Origin of the sequence: Natrinema gelatinilyticum (assembly GCF_024266705.1) — an archaeon.
Lineage (GTDB): Archaea > Halobacteriota > Halobacteria > Halobacteriales > Natrialbaceae > Natrinema > Natrinema gelatinilyticum.
The window spans coordinates 1,169,541-1,188,765 of sequence record NZ_CP100756.1 but is presented as its reverse complement, the minus strand read 5'-3'; the positions used below and the strand labels follow the sequence as shown (position 1 = coordinate 1,188,765).

Annotated in this window: 16 protein-coding genes and 1 pseudogene; 7 read left to right on the top strand and 10 right to left on the bottom strand. The window is 61.3% G+C overall.

Annotated elements, in window-relative coordinates; genetic code table 11:
• Positions 1–368 precede the first annotated feature (368 nt).
• Complete coding sequence (locus tag NJU76_RS05785; RefSeq protein WP_254531842.1) at positions 369–992, top strand: methyltransferase domain-containing protein; 624 nt, start codon at positions 369–371, stop codon at positions 990–992.
• Positions 993–1,143: 151 nt separating this feature from the next.
• Here the strand turns inward: NJU76_RS05785 and NJU76_RS05780 are convergent, their stop codons facing one another.
• Both NJU76_RS05780 and NJU76_RS05775 read right to left on the bottom strand, forming a co-directional pair.
• The gene (locus tag NJU76_RS05780) at positions 1,144–1,650 is read right to left on the bottom strand and encodes a type IV pilin domain-containing protein (RefSeq protein WP_254531841.1); all 507 of its coding nucleotides are present in this window, start codon (positions 1,648–1,650) and stop codon (positions 1,144–1,146) included.
• A gap of 127 nt (positions 1,651–1,777) precedes the next feature.
• Complete coding sequence (locus NJU76_RS05775) at positions 1,778–3,001, bottom strand: DUF7096 domain-containing protein (RefSeq protein WP_254531840.1); 1,224 nt, start codon at positions 2,999–3,001, stop codon at positions 1,778–1,780.
• Positions 3,002–3,172: 171 nt separating this feature from the next.
• Here NJU76_RS05775 and NJU76_RS05770 point away from each other — a divergent pair, with 171 nt between their 5' ends.
• Positions 3,173–4,471 (top strand): helix-turn-helix transcriptional regulator, encoded by a 1,299-nt coding sequence (locus NJU76_RS05770; protein ID WP_254531839.1) that lies wholly within the window; start codon positions 3,173–3,175, stop codon positions 4,469–4,471.
• Positions 4,472–4,507: 36 nt separating this feature from the next.
• On the opposite strand, the gene NJU76_RS05765 is transcribed toward NJU76_RS05770, so the two are convergent.
• Together NJU76_RS05765 and NJU76_RS05760 are read right to left on the bottom strand one after the other, a co-directional pair.
• Positions 4,508–5,263, bottom strand: coding sequence for a hypothetical protein (locus NJU76_RS05765; RefSeq protein ID WP_254531838.1), 756 nt, complete (start codon positions 5,261–5,263; stop codon positions 4,508–4,510).
• Between the two features lie 404 nt (positions 5,264–5,667).
• Positions 5,668–6,663 (bottom strand): radical SAM protein, encoded by a 996-nt coding sequence (locus NJU76_RS05760; protein ID WP_254531837.1) that lies wholly within the window; start codon positions 6,661–6,663, stop codon positions 5,668–5,670.
• 245 nt (positions 6,664–6,908) lie between these two features.
• Here NJU76_RS05760 and NJU76_RS05755 point away from each other — a divergent pair, with 245 nt between their 5' ends.
• Entirely contained in the window at positions 6,909–8,024 is a 1,116-nt protein-coding gene (locus NJU76_RS05755; protein WP_254532583.1) for a DUF373 family protein, read from the top strand.
• Positions 8,025–8,478: 454 nt separating this feature from the next.
• Here the strand turns inward: NJU76_RS05755 and NJU76_RS05750 are convergent, their stop codons facing one another.
• From NJU76_RS05750 to NJU76_RS05735, 4 genes are all read right to left on the bottom strand, one after another.
• On the bottom strand, positions 8,479–9,321 hold the full coding sequence (locus NJU76_RS05750; RefSeq protein ID WP_254531836.1) for a polyprenyl synthetase family protein: 843 nt from the start codon (positions 9,319–9,321) through the stop codon (positions 8,479–8,481).
• Positions 9,322–9,479: 158 nt separating this feature from the next.
• Positions 9,480–11,582 carry a hypothetical protein gene (locus NJU76_RS05745; RefSeq protein WP_254531835.1) on the bottom strand — a complete coding sequence of 701 codons (2,103 nt, stop codon included), beginning with the start codon at positions 11,580–11,582 and terminating at the stop codon, positions 9,480–9,482.
• Positions 11,583–11,879: 297 nt separating this feature from the next.
• Positions 11,880–12,833, bottom strand: coding sequence for an electron transfer flavoprotein subunit alpha/FixB family protein (locus NJU76_RS05740; protein WP_254531834.1), 954 nt, complete (start codon positions 12,831–12,833; stop codon positions 11,880–11,882).
• Positions 12,830–13,618 carry an electron transfer flavoprotein subunit beta/FixA family protein gene (locus tag NJU76_RS05735; protein WP_254531833.1) on the bottom strand — a complete coding sequence of 263 codons (789 nt, stop codon included), beginning with the start codon at positions 13,616–13,618 and terminating at the stop codon, positions 12,830–12,832. Before NJU76_RS05735 ends, NJU76_RS05740 begins: the two co-directional genes overlap by 4 nt.
• A gap of 205 nt (positions 13,619–13,823) precedes the next feature.
• Here NJU76_RS05735 and NJU76_RS05730 point away from each other — a divergent pair, with 205 nt between their 5' ends.
• From NJU76_RS05730 to NJU76_RS05720, 3 genes are all read left to right on the top strand, one after another.
• A complete protein-coding gene (locus NJU76_RS05730; protein WP_254531832.1) occupies positions 13,824–14,285 on the top strand; it encodes a TRAM domain-containing protein in 462 nt (153 codons plus the stop codon).
• 196 nt (positions 14,286–14,481) lie between these two features.
• Positions 14,482–15,474 carry an MBL fold metallo-hydrolase gene (locus tag NJU76_RS05725; RefSeq protein WP_254531831.1) on the top strand — a complete coding sequence of 331 codons (993 nt, stop codon included), beginning with the start codon at positions 14,482–14,484 and terminating at the stop codon, positions 15,472–15,474.
• Between the two features lie 310 nt (positions 15,475–15,784).
• On the top strand, positions 15,785–16,243 hold the full coding sequence (locus tag NJU76_RS05720; protein WP_254531830.1) for a Tfx family DNA-binding protein: 459 nt from the start codon (positions 15,785–15,787) through the stop codon (positions 16,241–16,243).
• Here NJU76_RS05720 and NJU76_RS26985 read toward each other — a convergent pair.
• Positions 16,194–16,550, bottom strand: a pseudogene (locus NJU76_RS26985) (GNAT family N-acetyltransferase); the annotation flags it as partial. The gene NJU76_RS05720 and the pseudogene NJU76_RS26985 overlap by 50 nt on opposite strands.
• A 297-nt stretch (positions 16,551–16,847) precedes the next feature.
• Positions 16,848–17,819, bottom strand: coding sequence for an IS1595 family transposase (locus NJU76_RS05715; protein ID WP_254529326.1), 972 nt, complete (start codon positions 17,817–17,819; stop codon positions 16,848–16,850).
• 594 nt (positions 17,820–18,413) lie between these two features.
• Between NJU76_RS05715 and NJU76_RS05710 the strand changes: the two genes are divergently transcribed.
• Positions 18,414–19,199: an SDR family oxidoreductase gene (locus tag NJU76_RS05710; protein WP_254531829.1), complete on the top strand. Its 786-nt coding sequence runs from the start codon at positions 18,414–18,416 to the stop codon at positions 19,197–19,199.
• Positions 19,200–19,225: the final 26 nt, after the last annotated feature.

Genomic DNA, 19,225 nt, shown 5'->3' with positions numbered 1-19,225 from the left:
GAACGTAGCGTACAACATCTTGGAACGCGATCCGATGCACGGAGGGACGGGCTGTCCGGAATCAACGTCCTCAGAGTCACAGAACAATTTTGAGGGGGTATGAAAATCGCGCCACGATTTTCGAACGCCTGCGGAGATGCGCTCCCGATGGGACCTCCGTCTCTTCTTGGGTTCATGTAACGCGCGTTTGTCGAGGGAATCTCGACAGGCTGTCAGACGAGGCCTGACACCGTCGTGAAAACAGGATGTCCCATCCTCACGGAGCGACCGGCGTCAGCCGTGAGCGAGTAGGGTGGGGAGGTGGTCACCCCTCGCGTACAGCACCGGGAACAGCAGACATATGCCGACCCGACCGAAACTCTTCACTAATGGGACTTCTCGAGAACAAGGCACGGGCCCGACTGTTCTACAAGTACCTCTCGCGAGTCTACGATCAGGTGAACCCGTTCGTCTGGACCGAAGAGATGCGCGCCGAAGCGCTTTCGCTGCTCGAGTTCGAGGAAGACATGACCGTCCTCGACGTCGGTTGCGGAACCGGCTTCGGGACCGAAGGTCTGCTCGAACACGTCGGCGAGGTCTACGCCCTCGATCAGAGCGAACACCAGCTCGCACAGGCTTACGAGAAGTTCGGTAAACGCGCCCCGCCGGTCCACTTCCATCGTGGTGACGCCGAGCGACTGCCGTTTAGGACCGACACGTTCGACGTCGTCTGGTCGTCTGGATCGATCGAGTACTGGCCGACCCCGATTCTCGCGCTCCGGGAAATCCGCCGCGTCCTCAAACCAGGCGGTCAGGTACTCGTCGTTGGGCCGAACTACCCGGACAACCCGATCACCCAGCGTCTCGCCGACGCGATCATGCTCTTTTACGACGAATACGAGGCCGACCGGATGTTTAAGACGGCCGGCTTCGAGGACGTAAAACACGCTTTCATGGGGCCGTCGTACGATCCCGACGTTGCAATCACGACGATTGGCCGCGCCCCCGAGTGATACGGTCTGCTGTAACGATGTACCGGTGCAACCGCAGGTCGGTCGCGGTTGTACCGGCAATGACGTACAGTAGTCCGTATGAGTCACGTCCGGGCAACGAGTTCAGCGGCGTTCGTCTCCCATCGGCTCGTCCACTGCTGTTCTCGGGCGTTCACGTCGCCACCCCCTCGAGTTTCTCTATCAGCTGTCCATCGACGACGAGCGTAACCGTGACCGAATCGCCGACTCCGAGCGCCGGGCTATTCGTCTCGGCGATAGAGAGGACCGCCCGCTCACCGGTCGTCCACTTCCGATCGCCCTTCGCGTTGAACGGCCCGTCGGGCGCACCGTCGAATCCCTTCGCGCCGACGAACGGAACCGGCGGTTGTTTCGACAGGTTCGTACCGTTTACCGATATCACCACCGTCAGCCTGCCGACATCGATCGATTCACCGGAACGGTTCTCGATACCGATCGTCGACCGATCCCCGTCAGCGGAGAGTTCGAAGACCGCAGTTGGTGGCCCCGGTTCGATCGACCACGCGCCACTTCCAACGGCGATGACGGCTGCTAGACAGACGGTGAGTGCGACCAGCGCGAGCACGCCGATGGTTGGACTGACCGCGCGCGTTTCGCCTGACCGCCATCGCTGCTGGTCGCGGCCTCGCACTCGATTCACGCGCCAGTCTGGTCGCCCCTTCTCATATAAACATTCGCTCGACCTCCCATTGCAAGCCCGCTCGTCGGCTCGAGTCGTGGTACGCCGAGGCAAATCCGTAACGGACCTATCCGGATAGATCCGTTGATCAACGCGTGACTGTCGTGTTGACGACGCCGTCGCTCGTTTCCGCCTCGAGTTGGTGCGTCCCGATCAGTGGTGTGACCCACAGCGATCCATCGTCGCCGGTTCTGCCGACCTCGGTCCCGTCGAACGTGATGGCTGCATTTACGGGTTCACCGGTTTGTTGATCCGTTATCGTCACTTTGATCGGCCCGTTCGTCGGCGTTCGGTTCATCGTCATGTTGAGCCCGTCACCTTGCCAAGGGCCGAGGGACTCTGACGGAAGCGACGGTGCGATGAGTTCCTGTGCCTCGCGGTGGACGTCACCCGTCCCCGAGTCGAGGTAGATTTCGAGACGGCCCTGGCTGTGGCCGATTTCGGTCCAGTAGTGATCAGGGCTGTTGTCCTGGAAGTGAGGGGACCCGTTTTCGTCTGCCCACGGATAGAGTTCCATCGTCCGTTCGAACGCCTCGAGGTCCTCGAATTGGTCGGGTGCCGATTCGTTTCGATTGTCGAAGCGAGTCGTCTCGACGACGTAGTTGCTCCCCTCCATCATCGAGAGGCTGTACCCGCTCTCGGACGTCGAGACGACGACGTTTTGATGACTCAGGCCAGTTGGTGTTTCCGAAAGTCGGTCGAGGCTCGCTCGAAGCGACGTTCGGTGGAAATCGAACACGTTCTTGTCGACGTGCGTTTGCCGTGAGGAGAGTGAATAATCGGGGATTCTGTCTGCGTGGGCGTCCAACTCGTCGAGGCGCTCAGAAAGCACTGCTGCTTCGTTGTGGTTTCGCATCAGCGTCTGAAGGAGTTGGGCCGTCGACCGGTTGCCGTTAGCATGCGCTCTGACTGCGTCTCGTTCGCGTTCCTCGAGTTCGTCGGCTCGTTGTTCGAGTCGTTCGTACGCCCGCTGGATCATCGCCGCTCGTTCGGATGCGGTCGCGCTGTCGAACTCTTCCTCCACGAGGGTGTACTGCTCGTGATCGATCCGAAATTCGTCGTCGGCGCTCGCGAGTGCCATTCCGAGGTTCGGACGGTAGTCGATATACTCGCTCCGTACATCGCCCGTGAGCTGGAGTCGGTTCGTCGTGTTGGCGACGTCGGTTTGTCGCACCTGTGGCGAAGCCTGTTGTTGAAGAGCCGCGTTAGATCCATCTTCCGTTCCACCGGCCGTTTCCGCCCCAAGGACGGTCATCGCAGGTACCGAGAGAACGAGAAGGAACGCGAGGAGGGCAGGTGTCGCGTTGTCCATCGCACCACTGTACGTACTCCTGATACAAAAACTGGTCGTCTATCGATGAAATCCATTCGACTCCCATTTTACGGCCGCTCGGCCTTATTTGAGGCCGTTCACGGCCGTCGGTAACGTTTTATTTTTCGATGGAAAGTGTTTTTTCCCCCGGGAAACCACCCGTTGATACGCATGCGGATTACCACTGCCGCCATACTCGCCCTCACAGTTCTCCTCGCTACAACTCCGCTGGGGGCAGTGGCTGCCACACCGTCGGCACAGATGTCGTCGGCCGTCGAGCGGCCTCCGTCGGTGTCGTCTTCTCTCTCCTCACCGCTCGAGCGATCCGACACTCTCTCGTCTTCGTCGGTCGCCCGACCGCCGCTCGAGCGTCCGGGTATCCGGCAGGTAATACGGATTCACGTCACCAGCGATGGTACTGCGAAGTGGACGATCGAAAGTCGGTTCCTCGTGACGAACGATACCGAGGCCGACACGTTCAATCAGTACGCCGATGCCATCGTCTCGGGGCGACGAGATGCGCCGTACGATCCGCAACTGTTCCACAGATACGCGAGGTACGCGTCGGAATCGACGGACCGCGAGATGTCGATCAGAGAGGTTGGCTGGGACGAGCCCCGAATCGAACGACCCGAGTCCGACGACGACGGATCGACTGCCGATGCCGACGTTCGAGTGGGAATCATCTCCTACTCTTTTACCTGGACGAACTTCGCGACCGTCGACGATGGCCGGATCTACGCCGGCGATGCCTTGCAGACGGATTCTGGGCCGCTATTTCGAACGCTGACCGACGGTCAGCGGCTCGTTATCGAACCGCCGGATAGCAATTACGGATTCGTCGATGCACCGACGGGTACTGAAAACGGGGCGCTCGTCTGGGAGGGGCCCTACCAGTTCGGCACGGACGGACTCGAGATTACCATCATCCGGGGAGCCGAAAGCGGGACGCTGTTCTCGGGTTCGGTCGTTCTCGTCGCTGGATTCCTCGGTCTCGCCATCATCGTCGGTGCTGGCGGGTACCTTTTCGCACGGCGGGACGACGTCGACATTTCGCTCTCAGTGGACCGTCTTTCGCTGCTGAGACGGCGCGAGAATACCGGCGAGTCGCGGACAGAACCGACGTCTGAAGGAGACGGTGGATCCAACGCGATTGGCCGTCCGGTTGTCGATTCACCAGCCCCCCCTGGTACCGGACCGAGGCCGGGAACGGAATTCGAGTACGAGGAACCCGTCGACGATGAGATCGACCCAGAATTGTTGAGCGACGAAGAACGCGTCCTCCGTCTCCTCAACAGGAACGGTGGCCGGATGAAGCAAGCCATGATCGTTTCCGAAACCGGCTGGTCGAACGCGAAGGTGTCACAACTGCTCTCGAAGATGGACGACGAAAACGAGATCGAGAAGCTTCGGATCGGGCGGGAAAATCTCATCACGCTTCCAGGCGTCGACCCGACCACGTTCGACTGAGTTTCGACGGCCGGGTCGGCTGATCCGCGAATCTCTCTATCCCTCGATCGGTTCCGATTCGTTAGTTTCGTCTGAATCGAGTTCGATAGCGTTAGATTCGCTCTCGTTTGTGTCACCGCCGTCGGTCCCCCCGCCGGACCCCGGATTGAACTCGATCGTCGCCGCGTTCGCGTCGTACACGTCGTCCCACTCGCTGTCCTTGTCTATCAGGAAGACTTCGACGTTCAGCGTCGTCTCGCCGAACTCTTCGATCCCCGCCGGTCGCACGTCTATGTGGAACGTTCCGTCTTCTTTCATCGGAACCTGTGCTGTGCGCTCGACGATCTTCTGGTTGTCTGGTCCCTGGTTGATTTTGACGAAGAAGTACGGCTCGCCTCTGACGGTACCGTGGTGAGGCGGGTCAATCTTCTCCATACTCGTGTTGGCGACGACCTCGAGGTTGAAATTCGAGTAGCCCTCGCCGTCCTCGGCGGGCACTTTGTCGACGAACGTCACGGACTTGATCATTTCGGGCAGATCCTCCTCGACGTCTTTGCGTTCCATCGGCCGGTTCGGCGGCTGGGGCGGACTCCAATCCGCGTTTGCCGTATTGTCCTCGTTGTCCGAGTCAGCCTCGTTATCCGAGCCAGATTCACCGGTGGATTCGTTCGATTCGTCGTCTGAGAGCGATTCGTTCTGTTCGTCCCCCGTTTCGTTCGACGGCGCATCCGTCTGTGTCCCACCAAAGGCACTGCACCCCGAAAGGACGACGAGTAATGCAACCGCCACCACAGCGACGTTTCGCAATTCCATCGTGCCCCTCGTTCCGACACGATACTCTTTATTACAACTCCGATAAGCCCTCCCTCCTCGCTCGCTGGCAATAGCGGCGGTATTCCCTCGATACGGCGCTTTCTCCTCCGTTTTCTGTCGTGAAACGATCTCTATACTGTGCTAAAACCCGCCCGAAACTGACCGCGTTCCCTTCCGAACTGTCGGTCTACGAGTACTCGACGAGAGCCCCTCTTCCGCCGATTTTCGTTCGTTTTACGTGCGCGTTCTTCCGTGAGTTCACGCGGATTTGCTCGGTCCCGTTCTCGCTGGGCCAATCCTCACTCGTCCTTTCGGCGTGATGCTGTCAGCCGTCACAAGTACTGTTTTCTCGTCAGGTTCGCTCACTGCTCCTCGAAAAATCCACACCGAAAAGACGCTCGACGCTACGCCAGCGGCGTTCGTTCGACGACTTGTCCGTCGTAGGTCGGATACTGCTCGACGATTTCGCCATCCTCGAGGTCACCCTCGTCGATCATCTCTTCTAAGAGCCACCAGGCCACTTCGACGTGGTTGGTCTTGACGGTATAGAACTCTTCGGGCACGCCGAGCGCCTCGAGGCGCTCGGGATCGGTATAGGTTTTGCCGTAGACGAGGGTCCCGTCGTCGGTGATGTCGTCGAATTCCCGGCGGACGTTGCGGGCCATGCGCTTCAGACGGCGCCGGTGCTGGGCGGCGTCTTTGAAGACCGAGGTGCAGAAGTAGACCCGCTCGTGGTCGCCCATCACCTCGAGGATGTCCTCGCGAGAGCCATCGACGGCGCTCATGTGACCCTCTTTGAGTTCGAAGCCCTGTTCTTGCATTCGGCGGTAGTTGCCCTGGGACATCTCGAACTCGTTTACGTTACAGAACTCGGCGGCACCTTCGTCCAAGAACTCGAGGAATTCCGTTTCGGCGCGGATACCCGGAATTTCGAACGCGGGGGTCAGTCCTTCTTCGCGTGCGATATAGAGGATGTCCTCCCACTCGGTTCGGTGAAGGTCGCCCCAGCGTTCGAAAGGGGGGTGAAAGCGAATTTCGTCCAGACCGGCCTCGGAGAGGCGACGCATGTTCTCACGGCCGCCGGTGATGCCAGTGTAGAGGTGGGTGTGGTGGTCCTCGCCGAACTCGGCTTTGAGGAGTTCGAGATAGTGGCAGGTACGATCGAGCGCCTCCTGCGGTTCGCCGCCGGTGATCGACGTTCCGAGGGCCTCCATCCGTCGGGCTTCCGTGAGAACGTCGTCGTCGGTCTCGACGAGTCGTTCGTTCGCGTAGACGTCGGTAACGTTCTTGCGGTTCTCGCCGAGCGGGCAGTAAAAGCAGTCGCGCTGGTCGCAGTAGCCGTAGACGAACAGGACCATCTTGCCCCCTTTGGCGCACTGCTCACAGCCCTTCGAGATCATTCGAGGGAACGTACCCGGTCGAGACTCAAAAGCCGTGCGAAACGCATCCGGACCGTGGCGTGCCCACCTATGCCGTGGGTCTCGACGAGCCACCTTCGTATCGACAGCGCCACAGTGACTCCGTTCGCGACGGTTTCGCTACCGATTCCGCGATAATCGACGCTGGGTGGGGTGGCGAGGGCCGACGTGGCGACGCTTTCGCCGGCCCAGAAGAGGGAAATACCGCGGCGTGCAACCACGACGCAATGCTGTTGGTCCTCTGTGTCGACCTCGACGACGACCTCGGCCGAAAGACCGGGTTTTCGACGCCGGTCATCGGTCGCAATTCAGTCCAGGAGGCAGCCGTTGCCCTCGCGACGGCAGACCCGGAGGATTCGGACCTCAACGTCATTTTTCAGGGATTACACATCTACGACGACCTCGCCGACCGCGACGAGAGCGTCGAGGTTGCCGTCGTCACCGGCAACGACGAAGGCGACGTCAGCGCGAACCGCGAAGTCGGAAACGAGGTCGACACGGTCCTCGCGAGCCTCTCGACGGCGGAAGACGTCACCGCGCTCGTCGTCACCGACGGTGCCCAGGACGAATCCGTCATCCCGATCATCCGCTCACGCGTCCCCATCGACGGCGTCCGACGGGTCGTCGTCCGGCAGGCCCAGAACCTCGAGTCGATGTACTACACGATCAAACAGGTGCTCGACGACCCCGAGACGCGCGGGACGGTTCTCATCCCCCTCGGGATTCTCCTGTTGATTTACCCGCTCGCGCTGATCGGGGCCGTGTTGAACATGCCGGGAATCGTCCTCGGAACGACGTCCGCGCTGCTGGGATTCTATCTCATCTCGCGGGGGCTCCGGCTGGGAGACCGGCTCGACGCGGCCGTTGAACGTGGTCGCCGCTCGCTGTACGCCGGTCGGACGACACTGCTCGCGTACATCGTCGCCGCGGCGTTGTTCGTCCTGGGCGGCGTCAGCGGGTTCGACACCCTCGAGGAGGTACAACAGTCGACCGCCGGTGACGTCGGTGTCCCCGTCATGCTCGCCGCGCTCGTTTACGGATCGATCCACTGGTTCGCCGCGGCCGGCCTCACGACCAGCCTGGGTCAGATCACCGATGAATACATCGCCAACTCGCTCGAGTGGCGCTACCTCAACGCCCCCTTCTACGTGCTCTCGATCGCCGTCGTCCTCCACGCGGTGAGCGCGTTCTTCTTGGACGAGGTCGGTATCACCTACCTCGCGGCAGCGCTGACGGCGGGGACACTGCTCGGCATCGTGAGTACACTCACCTTTGCCGTCGTGGAATCCAGGTTTTCCGACACGGAGCGAGAGGACGGGTCACGAGGGGCAGAGCGAGTATGACATCCTCCCCGGCGTGAACGCCGTGGGTTCCTCTCGCGTGACGTCGGCCGCTCCGACACCACCGGAGGCACGATTCCCCTCACGGGTACTTTTCGGGTTGCACGCACGCCGTCGGGCCTCGTGAGAGGCGGCGAGAGGCGTGGTGTCCGTGCGTATCCGTATCCGCGTGGCCCGTGCGGGCGGTGCCATCCACTTCACTCGGATTCACGTCCGCGTCTGACTCGGCAGGCTCGCGTTTGTGGGACCGGGTGAACGCCAATCCACACATACGGTTCTCGAGGTGGTGACGTCCAGTACTCTCGTGGAATACCAGAATCCGAGGGATGCGGGATGAACGTGGACGCGGACGCAATGCACGCCCGCTGAGCAAACTGACGGGTTTCGATGCCCAGCAGAACGCGACGTGTTCTGCAGACGCCGGACACGGCGGGACTCTCTCGCTGTCACAGGTGGGTTATCGCTCGCGCTCAACGACGAACTCCGCCAGTTCGAACAGATACCTCCGTGCCTCCGGATCGACGACGTCTACTCGCTCTAAGGCATCGATCGCCCGGTCGGCTTCTGATCGGGCGGTCGCATTGGCTTCCTCGGGAGTGAGATCGGTCACCTGGACGACCGACGGGCGCTCGAGGGCGGCGTCGTGACCGGTCGGCTTGCCGAGCTCGTCGGGATCTGCGACCGCGTCGAGGACGTCGTCACGGATCTGGAACGCCACCCCGACCCGTTCGGCGTACTCGCCGAGCGCGTCGACGGTGACGGGATCGGAGTCGGCGGCGATCGCACCGAGTTCGGCCGCGGCCCGAAACAGGGCACCGGTTTTGCGCCGCGCCAGCGTCATGTACTCGGCCTCGTTCGCGGGTTCGGCGGAGAGTTCGGTCGCCTCCCCGACGCCGAGTTCTACCATCGCGTCCGCGACGACTTGGGTGGCGTCCGGATCCGCGGAAAAGAGCGCGAACGCCTCGCCGAGCAGTCCGTCACTGGTGATAATCGCCGGCCCATGGCCGAATTCGGCCCACGCGCTGGTCGTCCCCCGGCGGAGTTCGGAGCGATCGATGATATCGTCCACGACGAGCGATGCCGTGTGAACGAGTTCGATCCCGACGCCGAACTCGACCGCGTCCTCGGCTCGGCCGCCGACAGTTTCGCAGGCCAGTAGCGTCACCATCGGTCGAACGCGCTTCCCCCCCGAGAGCGCGACGTGACGTACTTCCTCGGAGAGCGTCTCGGGCTCGACCTCTTCGACCACCTCGACGAGACGTTCCTCGATCAGCGCCCGTCGACGCTCCAGCAATTCCATTGGGGGCGTTTAGGAGAGCGACGAAAAGTACGTAACGGATCGAACGGAGATGGATTCGAGTGCGGTGGCAGGGTCGTCCCTGATACGATGAACTGGGTTGCTTCGAGCGCATTGACACGAGGTTGAGTTCGGATCGCCGACACTGATTCTCGGCTGAGTCAGGAGCGCCCGGCCAGGAGGTGTGCGCCCAGTACGGTCACGACAGGGACGGCGACGAACACGGCTGTGAAGACGTGTTGACCGTCGAAAAACGCCATCGAGGCGGCAATCGCACTGATGGCCACGAATGCGACCGTCACGAGTCCGAAGACATCGTCTTTCACCACCTGCTCGAGAACGCTCCGTTCGTCCGTCTCGACCTGCTCTCGAAGGTCTGTGACCTCCATATGAAGCGTTTTGAGGTCCGACTCGATTTTCCCGTTGATCCCGTCGAGCCGTCCCTCGATATCGTCGACGCTGGATTCGACCTCGTCGACGCTGGATTCGACGTCCTTGAGGTCCGACTCGAGGGCAGAATTCGATTCGATCGTCGTCTTGACAGATTCGATCGTCGACGATATCGCTTCCAACTGCTGGTGATCGGCATCGACGTTCGATCGAAGCTCGTTGACGGTCGGCTCGAGTTGCTCGACCGTCCCGTCGACGGTGTCGACGAGCCGTCGAGTACGGACCAGGTTCGTCTGGATCGCCGTTACCGACTCCGCAGTAACAGTCTCCCGTTCGAGCGTCTTGAGGCGCTCCCGAAGATCTGTAATCGACTCTGCGAGGCTGTTCACCCGGTCGGAATCCGCTGTGTCGTCGGGAACCTCGCTGATCCGTGTTTCGACCACGCTGATCCGTTCTCGAAGCGTCTCGAATTCGTTGTTGACCGCCCCGGTCTCTTCCCGGAGGTCCTCCCGTATGGCGCGGACGGTCTCGTCCGTCGACTCGACTGACTGTTCAAGTTCGAAGACAGTTTCGTCGAACTCGTCCAGTGTCGCATCGAGCGACGAGAGTTCGGAGTGAATCCCATCGAGGCGCGTCTGGAGGCGATTTTCGAGGGCATCGAGGGCTTCGTCCGACGCCCAGCTGTCGTAGTCGTCGAGCCGTTCGAGACGAGCGGAAACGTCGCTCTCGAGGTTCTCGAGAGTCATGGCGATCATTGGGATCGCCTCCTCTACGTCCCGCAAGCGATTCGCGTCGGCCAGCCCCGCTGTCGCCGTGTGCAGGTCCGTTTCGTCGACTGCGGTCTCCCTGATCGATTCGAGACCGCCCGACAGCGATTCGACGTCCGCCGTGATTGACTCGAGATCGTCTGACAGCGATTCGACGTCTTCCGCGACAGATTCGAGGTCGGCAGAAACAGCCTCGAGGTCGTCCTGTGACGGGTACGCTTCCGTCTCGATCGAGTTTCCCCGGTTTTCGAGCCGCTCTTCGAGGCCGGCAAGTTCGTCGTCGACTGCGGTTTCCCAAGACTCCCTTTCCGCCAGGTCGGCCTCGAGCGATTCGAGTCCGTCCGCCAGCGACTCGACGTCAGTCTCGAGGGTGTCGACGGTTGCCTCGAGGGAGTCGACGGTTGCCAGGTCGACGTCGGACGTCCCGGAACCACCTTTCTCAATCGCCGTTTCAAGTTCCTCGACCGACGTATCGACATCGTCGATCACGGAGGTGAGCGCGTCTAGTTGTGCGTCGACGTACCCTCGCATCGCCAGGTCGGAGAGGTCGTCTTCGATCGACTCGAGATCCGCCTCGCTGGGGGTCTCGGCGAGGCGCGTCTCGAGCGTCGCGACGTCCGCTCGGAGTCGGTCCAGTTCCGCCGGCTCGACCTGTCCATCCTCGAGTTCCTCGACGCGGTCGGTCATCGAGTCGAGCTCGGTGACGATGTTCGAATCGCGAGCTTCGAGCGCCGAGATGGTTTCGCGAACGGTCGTAAGTGCCTGGATGAGGTCTCCTGTGTCGGTCTCGAGCGATTCGAGCGCCCGCTCGGCCCGGGCGATTTCGGCCTCGAGATTGTCGATCCGGCCGTCCGTGATGTCGGTAACGGTTCCACCGTCTGTCATCACCCGTCGCGAATCCGAACCGCCCGCAGCTGGGAGGCCGCCGCCCGACCGCGACCGCTCGCGTCCCATTTCGCGATCGGTTTCCACGATTCGGACCGACGAGACCCCAATAGGGGCGTCGAAGGACGTCGTTCGACCGCCGAGTACGATACGTTGTCGACGGTCGCGGTCGCCTCTACACACGACGAGCATCGATAATTCCCAGTCGGTTCCAATTGGCATTCCATACATACTTCGGTCGGGGCTATTTGGATGTTACTTATCCCTGCCGATCATCTGGAAAGAGATGGGCGAATCGAGGACGGATGGTGTGTCCACTGTGGATGACAGATCAGCGAGTGACGCTGGCTTTCGTCGCTACCCTCGTACGATTGGGAAGCTCTGTCACACGACTTGAGAAGAACCGATTCGCCCGAGTACCGGAAGCGACGCGCTTCCAGCAGTGTCTCACGCGTCGGCTACGGTGGCGCTGCGTCGATATCGCGACGAAAAATGCCGCTCACTCCGTTCGCGGTCCGATTACTGGAATTCCTCGATGAGTTCGGGGACAACGTCGAAGAGGTCGTCGTGGATCGCGTAATCTGCGATGTCCATGATCGGCGCGTTGGGGTCCGTGTTGATCGCGACGATCGTGTCGGATCCTTTCATGCCGGCGACGTGCTGGACCGCCCCGGAGATCCCGATGGCGATGTAGACGTCGGGCGTGACGACCTTCCCGGACTGGCCGACCTGACGGTTCTTTGGCAGCCAGCCGTTGTCGACGATCGGACGTGAGGACGACAGCGTCGCGCCGAGTGCGTCGGCCAAATCGCGAATCAGGTCGAGGTTCTCCTCTTCTTCGATCCCGCGGCCGATCGAGACGAGCAGTTCGGCTTCACTGATGTCGACGTCGCCGCCGCCGACTTCCTCGAAGCCGTTGACGGTCGATCCGATAGCGTCCTCGTCGATGTCCGCGTCGAAGGCCTCGATCGCGGCGTCGCCCGTGCCTTCCGCGGCGGGCCACTCGGCGCCGCGAATCGTGACGACGGCGTCGCCCTCGAGCTCGTTGGTGGTCTCGACCTTGCCGCCGTACATCTCGCGGGTCGCTATCAGCGTCTCGCCGTCGGTCTCGAGGCCGATCGTGTCGGTGACGACCGGGAGGTCGAGTTGGTTGGCGACGGCGGGTGCGTAGTCGAGCCCGTTGACGCTGTTCGGCGTGAGGACGTACTGCGGGGCGAGTTCGTCGTAGAGCTGGGTGACCGCCTGCGTGTAGACGTCGTGGTTGAATTCCTCGCCGTGAGAAACAGTGTGAATGGCGTCGACGCCGTCGCGGTTGAGTTTGTCGGCGAAGTCGTCGACGATGCCGCTGATGACCGCGATATGGAGGTCGCCGCCGGTCTCGTCGGCGAGGTCGCGGCCGGCCGTGATGAGCTCGTAGCTGACGTCGCGCAGGTCGCCGCGGCGGTGGTCCGCGACTGCGAGAACGTCGCTCATTGTGCCACCCCCTTGTCGCGAAGCAGCTCACCGAGTTCTGCAGCTGTGTCGTCGGCGCTGCCCTCCCAGACGGTGACGTCACTTTCGCTTTCGGGCTCGTACATGTCAGTCAGCTCGAGGTCGCCCTCGACCGCGCTCTCGTCGACGCCGATGTCGGCCAGACTCTGCACGTCGAGTTCCTTGCGCTGTGCCTGGCGGATGCCCCGAAGGCTCGCGTAGCGGGGCTCGTTGATCCCGGTCTGAATCGTCAGCACCGCGGGCAGGCGGATCTCGCTCAATTCCTCGACGCCACCCTCGAGCTCGCGTCGGACCGAAGCGACCTCGTCGATGTCGTGCTCGAGGTGGTTGACGACGGCGCCCCACTGGTAGCCGACGTTCTCGGCGACTGAGACGCCGGTTGCGCCGAAGCTGTCGTCGCCGGCCTGGACACCGGTGAGTACGAGGTCGGGGTCTTCCGCCTCGACGACCGCGCTCAGGATATCCGTTTTCGCGCCGACGTCCAGCAAGTCGACGTCCTCGAGCGAGTCGTCCCAGACGCGGACGGCACGGTCGGCACCCTTCGCGAGGGCCTGCCGAATGGTCTGTTCGCAGTCTTCCGGACCGATGGTGACCGTCACGACCTCGTCGGCGATGCCGGCCTCCTGAAGTTGAACGGCCTCTTCGACTGCGTAGTCGTCCCACTCGTTGAGATCGGCACCGAGGTACTGATCTGCGATTTCAGTACCATCGATTTCGAACTCGTCTTCGACGGTCGCCACCTCTTTGACCGTAACGAGAATTTTCATCAGCAATCACTGGGATGCCCATACCGTAAATCTTTTCGAAACGCACCGTCCGCCGCGCCACGTTCAACTACCAATTTTTGACTATCGTTTGATAATTTTTACAGTTGCTGCTCCCGAACGTCGCGTTCACTACCAGCGTTTCGAAGCCTTCGGCGAGTATTCGGAAGACGGAAACGGTTTAACGCCACCGCTGATAGTACGGAACATGGCGGACTGTCCACTTGCCGACGACTGCCCGAGCTTCTCCGAACGGATCTCGGGAATGGGGTGTCAACACTATGGTGATCGGGGTGGCAAAGAGTGGTGCAACCACTACAACCAACCCATCGATGATCTCAAAACGCAGCCGGTCAAGGCCGGCGAGGAGGTCGTCATCGACGTCGTCGACATGCACGAAAGCGGTGCCGGAGTCGGTCGAACCGAGGACGGCTTCATCGTGATGGTCGACGGTGTCCTCCCCGACGCTCGCGCCCGAGTCGAGATCACACGGGTTCACAGCAACCATGCTCGGGCGGAAGAACTCGAGATCCTCCCGATGGACTCCCAGGACGAATCCGACGACGCACCTGACGACGCTGCCGCGGAGAGCGACGGTCAGCCGGACGACGAAACCGACGACCCGACGCGCGAGCGTCTGGGCAGCCGCGAGAACTTCTGGGGCTCGTAACCCCGGAGTCACGGTCGAGTGGACAGCCGGATTGATGCGCTAGCGATCGACTCCACGTTCGGAATCTCGTTGTTTCGCTGTTGATTTCGACAGTCGACAGCGATTCGAGCGGTCTTCACGTGGACGAATCTGTGGTTTCGATTCACGCCGTTCCGCTTCAGTCAACGTTTTCTCGGTCCCCGTGAGATGAGGGTGCATGGAACGCATTTCGTTATCGAACTCGGCGTTCGAGGGTGACAATAATGCCTACTGTTTTGCGGACGGTAGCGAAACGGTGCTGATCGATACCGGTGACTGGATGGCCACGACTCGTGAACAACTCGAGGCAGCGCTGGCCGAACACGGACTCAGCTTCGCCGACATCGACCGGATCTTTCTCACTCACTGGCACCACGATCACTGCGGGTTAGCCGGCGAAATTCAGGCCGAAAGCGGGGCCGAAGTCCACGTCCACGCGGAGGACGCAGCACTCGTCGAGGGCGACGAGGACGCCTGGGCTGCGATGCACGACCGACAGAAGCAGTACTTCGAGCAGTGGGGGATGCCCGAGGACAAGCAGACGGTGCTCCTCGACCGAATGGCCGGCAGCGAAACGACCGTCGAAACGCCGACCGTCACTCCGTTCGAGGACGGCGAGACGTTCTCGTTCGACGACATCGAACTCGAGGTCGTCCACACACCAGGTCACGCGGCCGGTCTCAGCATGTTCGAGACGGACCTCGATGGCCGGCGAGTAATTTTCTCCGGCGATACGCTGTTGCCCGTGTACACGCCCAACGTCGGCGGTGCCGACGTGCGCGTCGACCGCCCGCTCGAGAAGTACCTGCGAGCGTTGCAAGAGATTGCCGACGTCGAGTACGCTCGAGCGTGGCCCGGACACCGCGACCCGATCGACGATCCAGCGGATCGCGCCAAGTACATCATCGACCATCACAAAGAGCGATCCTGGCGCGTTCTCGACGCTCTCGATCGGCACGGCCCCTGTGACACGTGGACCGTCAGCGCCGACCTGTTCGGTGAACTCGACAGCATCCACATTCTCCATGGCCCCGGCGAGTCGTACGCGCACCTCGAACACCTCGAGCGAGCGGGTACCGTCGTCCGCGATGGCTCCGAGTACCGATTGGCCGATGGGATCGAAGCGGAACTCGCCGCGGCCGACGATGAACAGTGGGAACTGGCATACTGAGTTTCTGTCCGTGAGACGATTCCCGAGCTGCCGGGGTGTAGTTCACGTTCGCGGACGCGGACTTCCGTTTACGCGTGACTCTCGGATGCCAGTCTTCGAACACCGATTGTGGATCGCGTAGACGCTCGCGAGCCGTCTTTCTGTCCGGTTTCCGTCACTCCCTCGTCGGAGTCTGCGACCGAGACGTCGTACTGTGGCGCGCCCAGGACCGGGCTCTTCTAGTGCCGGGACCGTGGAAGCTTTGATCCCGCCGAATCCTAGTTACCCGCATGCGAACGCGAGTCCCGGGGTTCGGTGCGAGGGCTGGACCGTGATCGAGGAACTCGAGGAACTCCTCGAAGAGATTGGCTTCGAGGCCGAGACCAGCGTATTGACCCATCGACAGGCGCAGGTACTCGCGCTACGGGAACGCGGTGTCTCGCAGGCGGATATCGCCGACGAACTGGGGACGTCACGGGCGAATGTTTCGTCGGTCGAGTCGAGCGGCCGCGAAAACGTCGCGAAAGCCCGGGAAACGGTCGCATTTGCGGAGGCCCTTCGTGCGCCAGTTCGCGTCCGCGTTCCCGACGGGACGGACCTCTACGACGTGCCACAGATGGTTTACGACGCCTGCGACGAGGCCGGCGTCAAGGTCGATCACACCGCGCCGGACCTGATGAAGCTCGTCAGCGACGCTGCGGGACCGGCTGTCTCCGGTCGACAGGTGTCGACGCCGCTGATCATTGGCGTAACGTCCGAGGGGATGGTGCGCGTTCGCCACCAGGAGTGATCGAAAACGAGCGGTCGACGACCGGCCGTCTCGGTTCTTCGTTCGCCGGATGGAATCGGGCCAGGTGGTAGAGCTGTCTGTACTGAAGATGTGCTGATTCATCGGCGTGAAATTCGGTAGCCGAATAAAACGAGGCTGCCGGCCTCTCTCGCATCGTCGAGAGATATACGCGCTTGACGTCTCGGGTTTTCAATTCGTTCAGCAGGTGGTCGAGGAGTTCAGAGCCGATACCCCGACCCTGTTCGGCCGACTTTACACCCATCTCTTGAAGGTAATACAGCCTACCGGAGTCACACTGTTCCAACCGCCCGAGAACGAATCCCTACATTGCCCGTCCGTTCAGCGACACGAATCCGAAGCCTCCGGGAGCATCCCGAATTTCTCGCAATCACCTTCGAGCGGTTCTATCCGTCCACTCGTCGTTCGTCGTTCCAGGGTGGTCGGTTGACTGTCTCGGCGAACAATGACGCGACGTCATCCAGTTCTACAGTAATACAGCGAGAGTGCCTCGGGGCGTGACCCCGAGGGTGAATCGCGTAAGCTATATGGCCCATTCCACCGTATTGAGGAACACAGTTGCGACGTGGGTTAAAGACCTTCGCTCTTATGTAGAGCTGGGGAATGCCCCCATAGCAAGGCAGTCGATGACGCTTACGAGGGATGCGCCAGCGAGATTCAATGAACGGATGATTCCAAATGTGTGAGCGGCCTGCTCCAAGCCGTGCTTGGACAGGCCGCGGAACTTCCGTAGCCACGGTTTGATGAGTGAAAAGAGGCACTCAACCTGGTTAATATGGACACCGTCAGGCGAGACGTACGTCTCGTCGTGCACAACGATCTGGTGAGTGTACTCCATCTGCCGATACGCTTGGAGACCATCAGTCCAGACCTCTCCCAGCGGCTGGGAGAGGTCTTCAGCCTCCTGTATTACTGGATCAAGGTCTGTTTCGTAACTGATGCCAAGCTGGCCGTGAACAACCCGTAGCACGTCGCGGCACGCCGCGACGAGCGTTATCTGGTCGCCGTGTCGTCCACGCCAGCGCGAGCGTCCTGATCGAGACGACCCGCCGCGGTGACGGCTGTCCCGCGGCGGGTCTTGGCCTTTGTATCCTGAACAGACGCTGCTGGATTCATCGATTTGTACCGGACCGTCGATTTCCTGCTGGAACTGGTTCCAGACGACCGGGAAGCCTCGCTGAACCGCGGCTTCGACCTCTCGAATGGCGTAGTAGACGGTCTTGTACGCTCGATCGAGCAGTGTCGCAATTTTCGAGATACTCAACAGCGTGTCGGCATAGAGGATGAATGCGAGAAGCACCTCTCCAGTGGTGAGGTGCTTCTCGTGAAACGGTGTTCCGTAGGTGCAAACCGGCTTGAACCCGCAGCTTCGGCAGATAACACGATTCGATGACGGCCACGTTTGGATGCTTGGATCACCGCATTCTGGACACGGAGCCTGCTCCCAGAATTTCTTGAGTCGCCGCTCGATTTGATCATCGAGCGGCTTCGTCTGCAGTTCAATCACTCCAAGATCAACGAGCTGTTGCAGCATCTTCCCGAATGCTGGCTGAGACATATTCTCTTGAGATCAGCCATCACAGTGTAACCGTGGGGCATTCCCCAGCTCTACATAAGAGCGAAGACCTTAATCCGAAGCAACTGCGCGCAGTTGCGAGGAAATGCGACACCTCTCAAAACCCGCGCCTTCGGCGTGGTGCGACGGGTGTTGTCGGGCGGGGTGGAGCCGCCGACCCTCACGGACGCACCGGGCGTTCGGGTGTGAATTCCAGCCGACCCAGTTCGGGAAGGTCGGGGGGAATTAAATTCGCCTGCGTTCATCCGTCCGTTTTTGGACGGCAAGGACAAAACGGTGAAGCCTCGGGGCTTGTCCCCGAGGTACTTCACCGCGTTCACGTCGCAAATTCCGTCGACTTCTCCTATTCTGGGTTACTGACGTCGTCATACCGTGACCGCTCTCACGGCCTCACGTGCTCACCGTACCCTCACTCCGTTTGTCGTTTGTACGTGGGTGAATACCGCTGTACCGTGTGACCGGTGGGTGACTGAGTGGACAGCACGGGGAAGTACACGCCCACTGTCCGAACCGCCGGCGCGCGGACCGCCTGCCGACTCCCCGAGAGATTTGTGCTCCGCTACCGTCGCATTCGGTATGGATTTCGAACTCGACGGCAATTCGGCACTGGTGACCGCCGCTTCGAGCGGTCTCGGCTTCGCGAGCGCGCAGGCGCTGGCGGACGAAGGCGCGAGCGTCGCGATCTGTGGTCGCGACGAACGCCGCCTCGAGTCGGCACGCGAGGAACTCGCCGAAACGGCGACAGGTGACGTCCTCGCCGTGGAAGCCGATCTGACAGACCCCGATGACGTCTCGCATCTCGTCCGCGAGACGGTCGACGCCTTCGGCGGCCTCGATCACCTGGTCACGTCCTCGGGTGGTCCGCCGAGTACGACCTTTCTCGAGACTGACGAGCAGGACTGGTACCAGGCCTACGATCTGTTGGTGATGAGCGTCGTCTGGACGATCGAGGAGGCGTACGAACATCTGCTCGACTCGGAGGCCGGGACGATCACCTGCATCACCTCGCGGACCGTTCGGGAAGTCGTGGACGGACTCTTGCTTTCGAATTCGGTGCGTCGAAGCGTAATAGGGCTCGTCAAGACGATCTCGCGGGAATTTGCGCCCGAAATTCGAGCCAATGCGATCCTGCCGGGGACCATCGAAACGGCCCGAATCGAGGAACTCGTCGAGGCCGGCGTCGAGCGCGGTACGTACGACGACTACGAGGCGGGTCTGGAGGCATTGGCGAACGACATTCCGATGGAGCGCATCGGCGCCCCTCACGAACTCGGCGACGTCGTCGCCTTCCTCTCGAGTCCGCGCTCGAGTTTCGTCAACGGGGTCGAGATACCAATCGACGGCGGGCTCATGCGGAGCTAACGGGCTTCGAGTCGTCCCGCTGTTCC

Coding starts and splice junctions, on each gene's coding strand:
- NJU76_RS05745 (WP_254531835.1), bottom strand. CDS start 11,582: ATGCCAATTGGAACCGACTGGGAATTATCGATGCTCGTCGTGTGTAGA.
- NJU76_RS05725 (WP_254531831.1), top strand. CDS start 14,482: ATGGAACGCATTTCGTTATCGAACTCGGCGTTCGAGGGTGACAATAAT.
- NJU76_RS05770 (WP_254531839.1), top strand. CDS start 3,173: ATGCGGATTACCACTGCCGCCATACTCGCCCTCACAGTTCTCCTCGCT.
- NJU76_RS05785 (WP_254531842.1), top strand. CDS start 369: ATGGGACTTCTCGAGAACAAGGCACGGGCCCGACTGTTCTACAAGTAC.
- NJU76_RS05765 (WP_254531838.1), bottom strand. CDS start 5,263: ATGGAATTGCGAAACGTCGCTGTGGTGGCGGTTGCATTACTCGTCGTC.
- NJU76_RS05750 (WP_254531836.1), bottom strand. CDS start 9,321: ATGGAATTGCTGGAGCGTCGACGGGCGCTGATCGAGGAACGTCTCGTC.
- NJU76_RS05740 (WP_254531834.1), bottom strand. CDS start 12,833: ATGAGCGACGTTCTCGCAGTCGCGGACCACCGCCGCGGCGACCTGCGC.
- NJU76_RS05755 (WP_254532583.1), top strand. CDS start 6,909: ATGCTGTTGGTCCTCTGTGTCGACCTCGACGACGACCTCGGCCGAAAG.
- NJU76_RS05710 (WP_254531829.1), top strand. CDS start 18,414: ATGGATTTCGAACTCGACGGCAATTCGGCACTGGTGACCGCCGCTTCG.
- NJU76_RS05715 (WP_254529326.1), bottom strand. CDS start 17,819: ATGTCTCAGCCAGCATTCGGGAAGATGCTGCAACAGCTCGTTGATCTT.
- NJU76_RS05760 (WP_254531837.1), bottom strand. CDS start 6,663: ATGATCTCGAAGGGCTGTGAGCAGTGCGCCAAAGGGGGCAAGATGGTC.
- NJU76_RS05775 (WP_254531840.1), bottom strand. CDS start 3,001: ATGGACAACGCGACACCTGCCCTCCTCGCGTTCCTTCTCGTTCTCTCG.
- NJU76_RS05735 (WP_254531833.1), bottom strand. CDS start 13,618: ATGAAAATTCTCGTTACGGTCAAAGAGGTGGCGACCGTCGAAGACGAG.
- NJU76_RS05730 (WP_254531832.1), top strand. CDS start 13,824: ATGGCGGACTGTCCACTTGCCGACGACTGCCCGAGCTTCTCCGAACGG.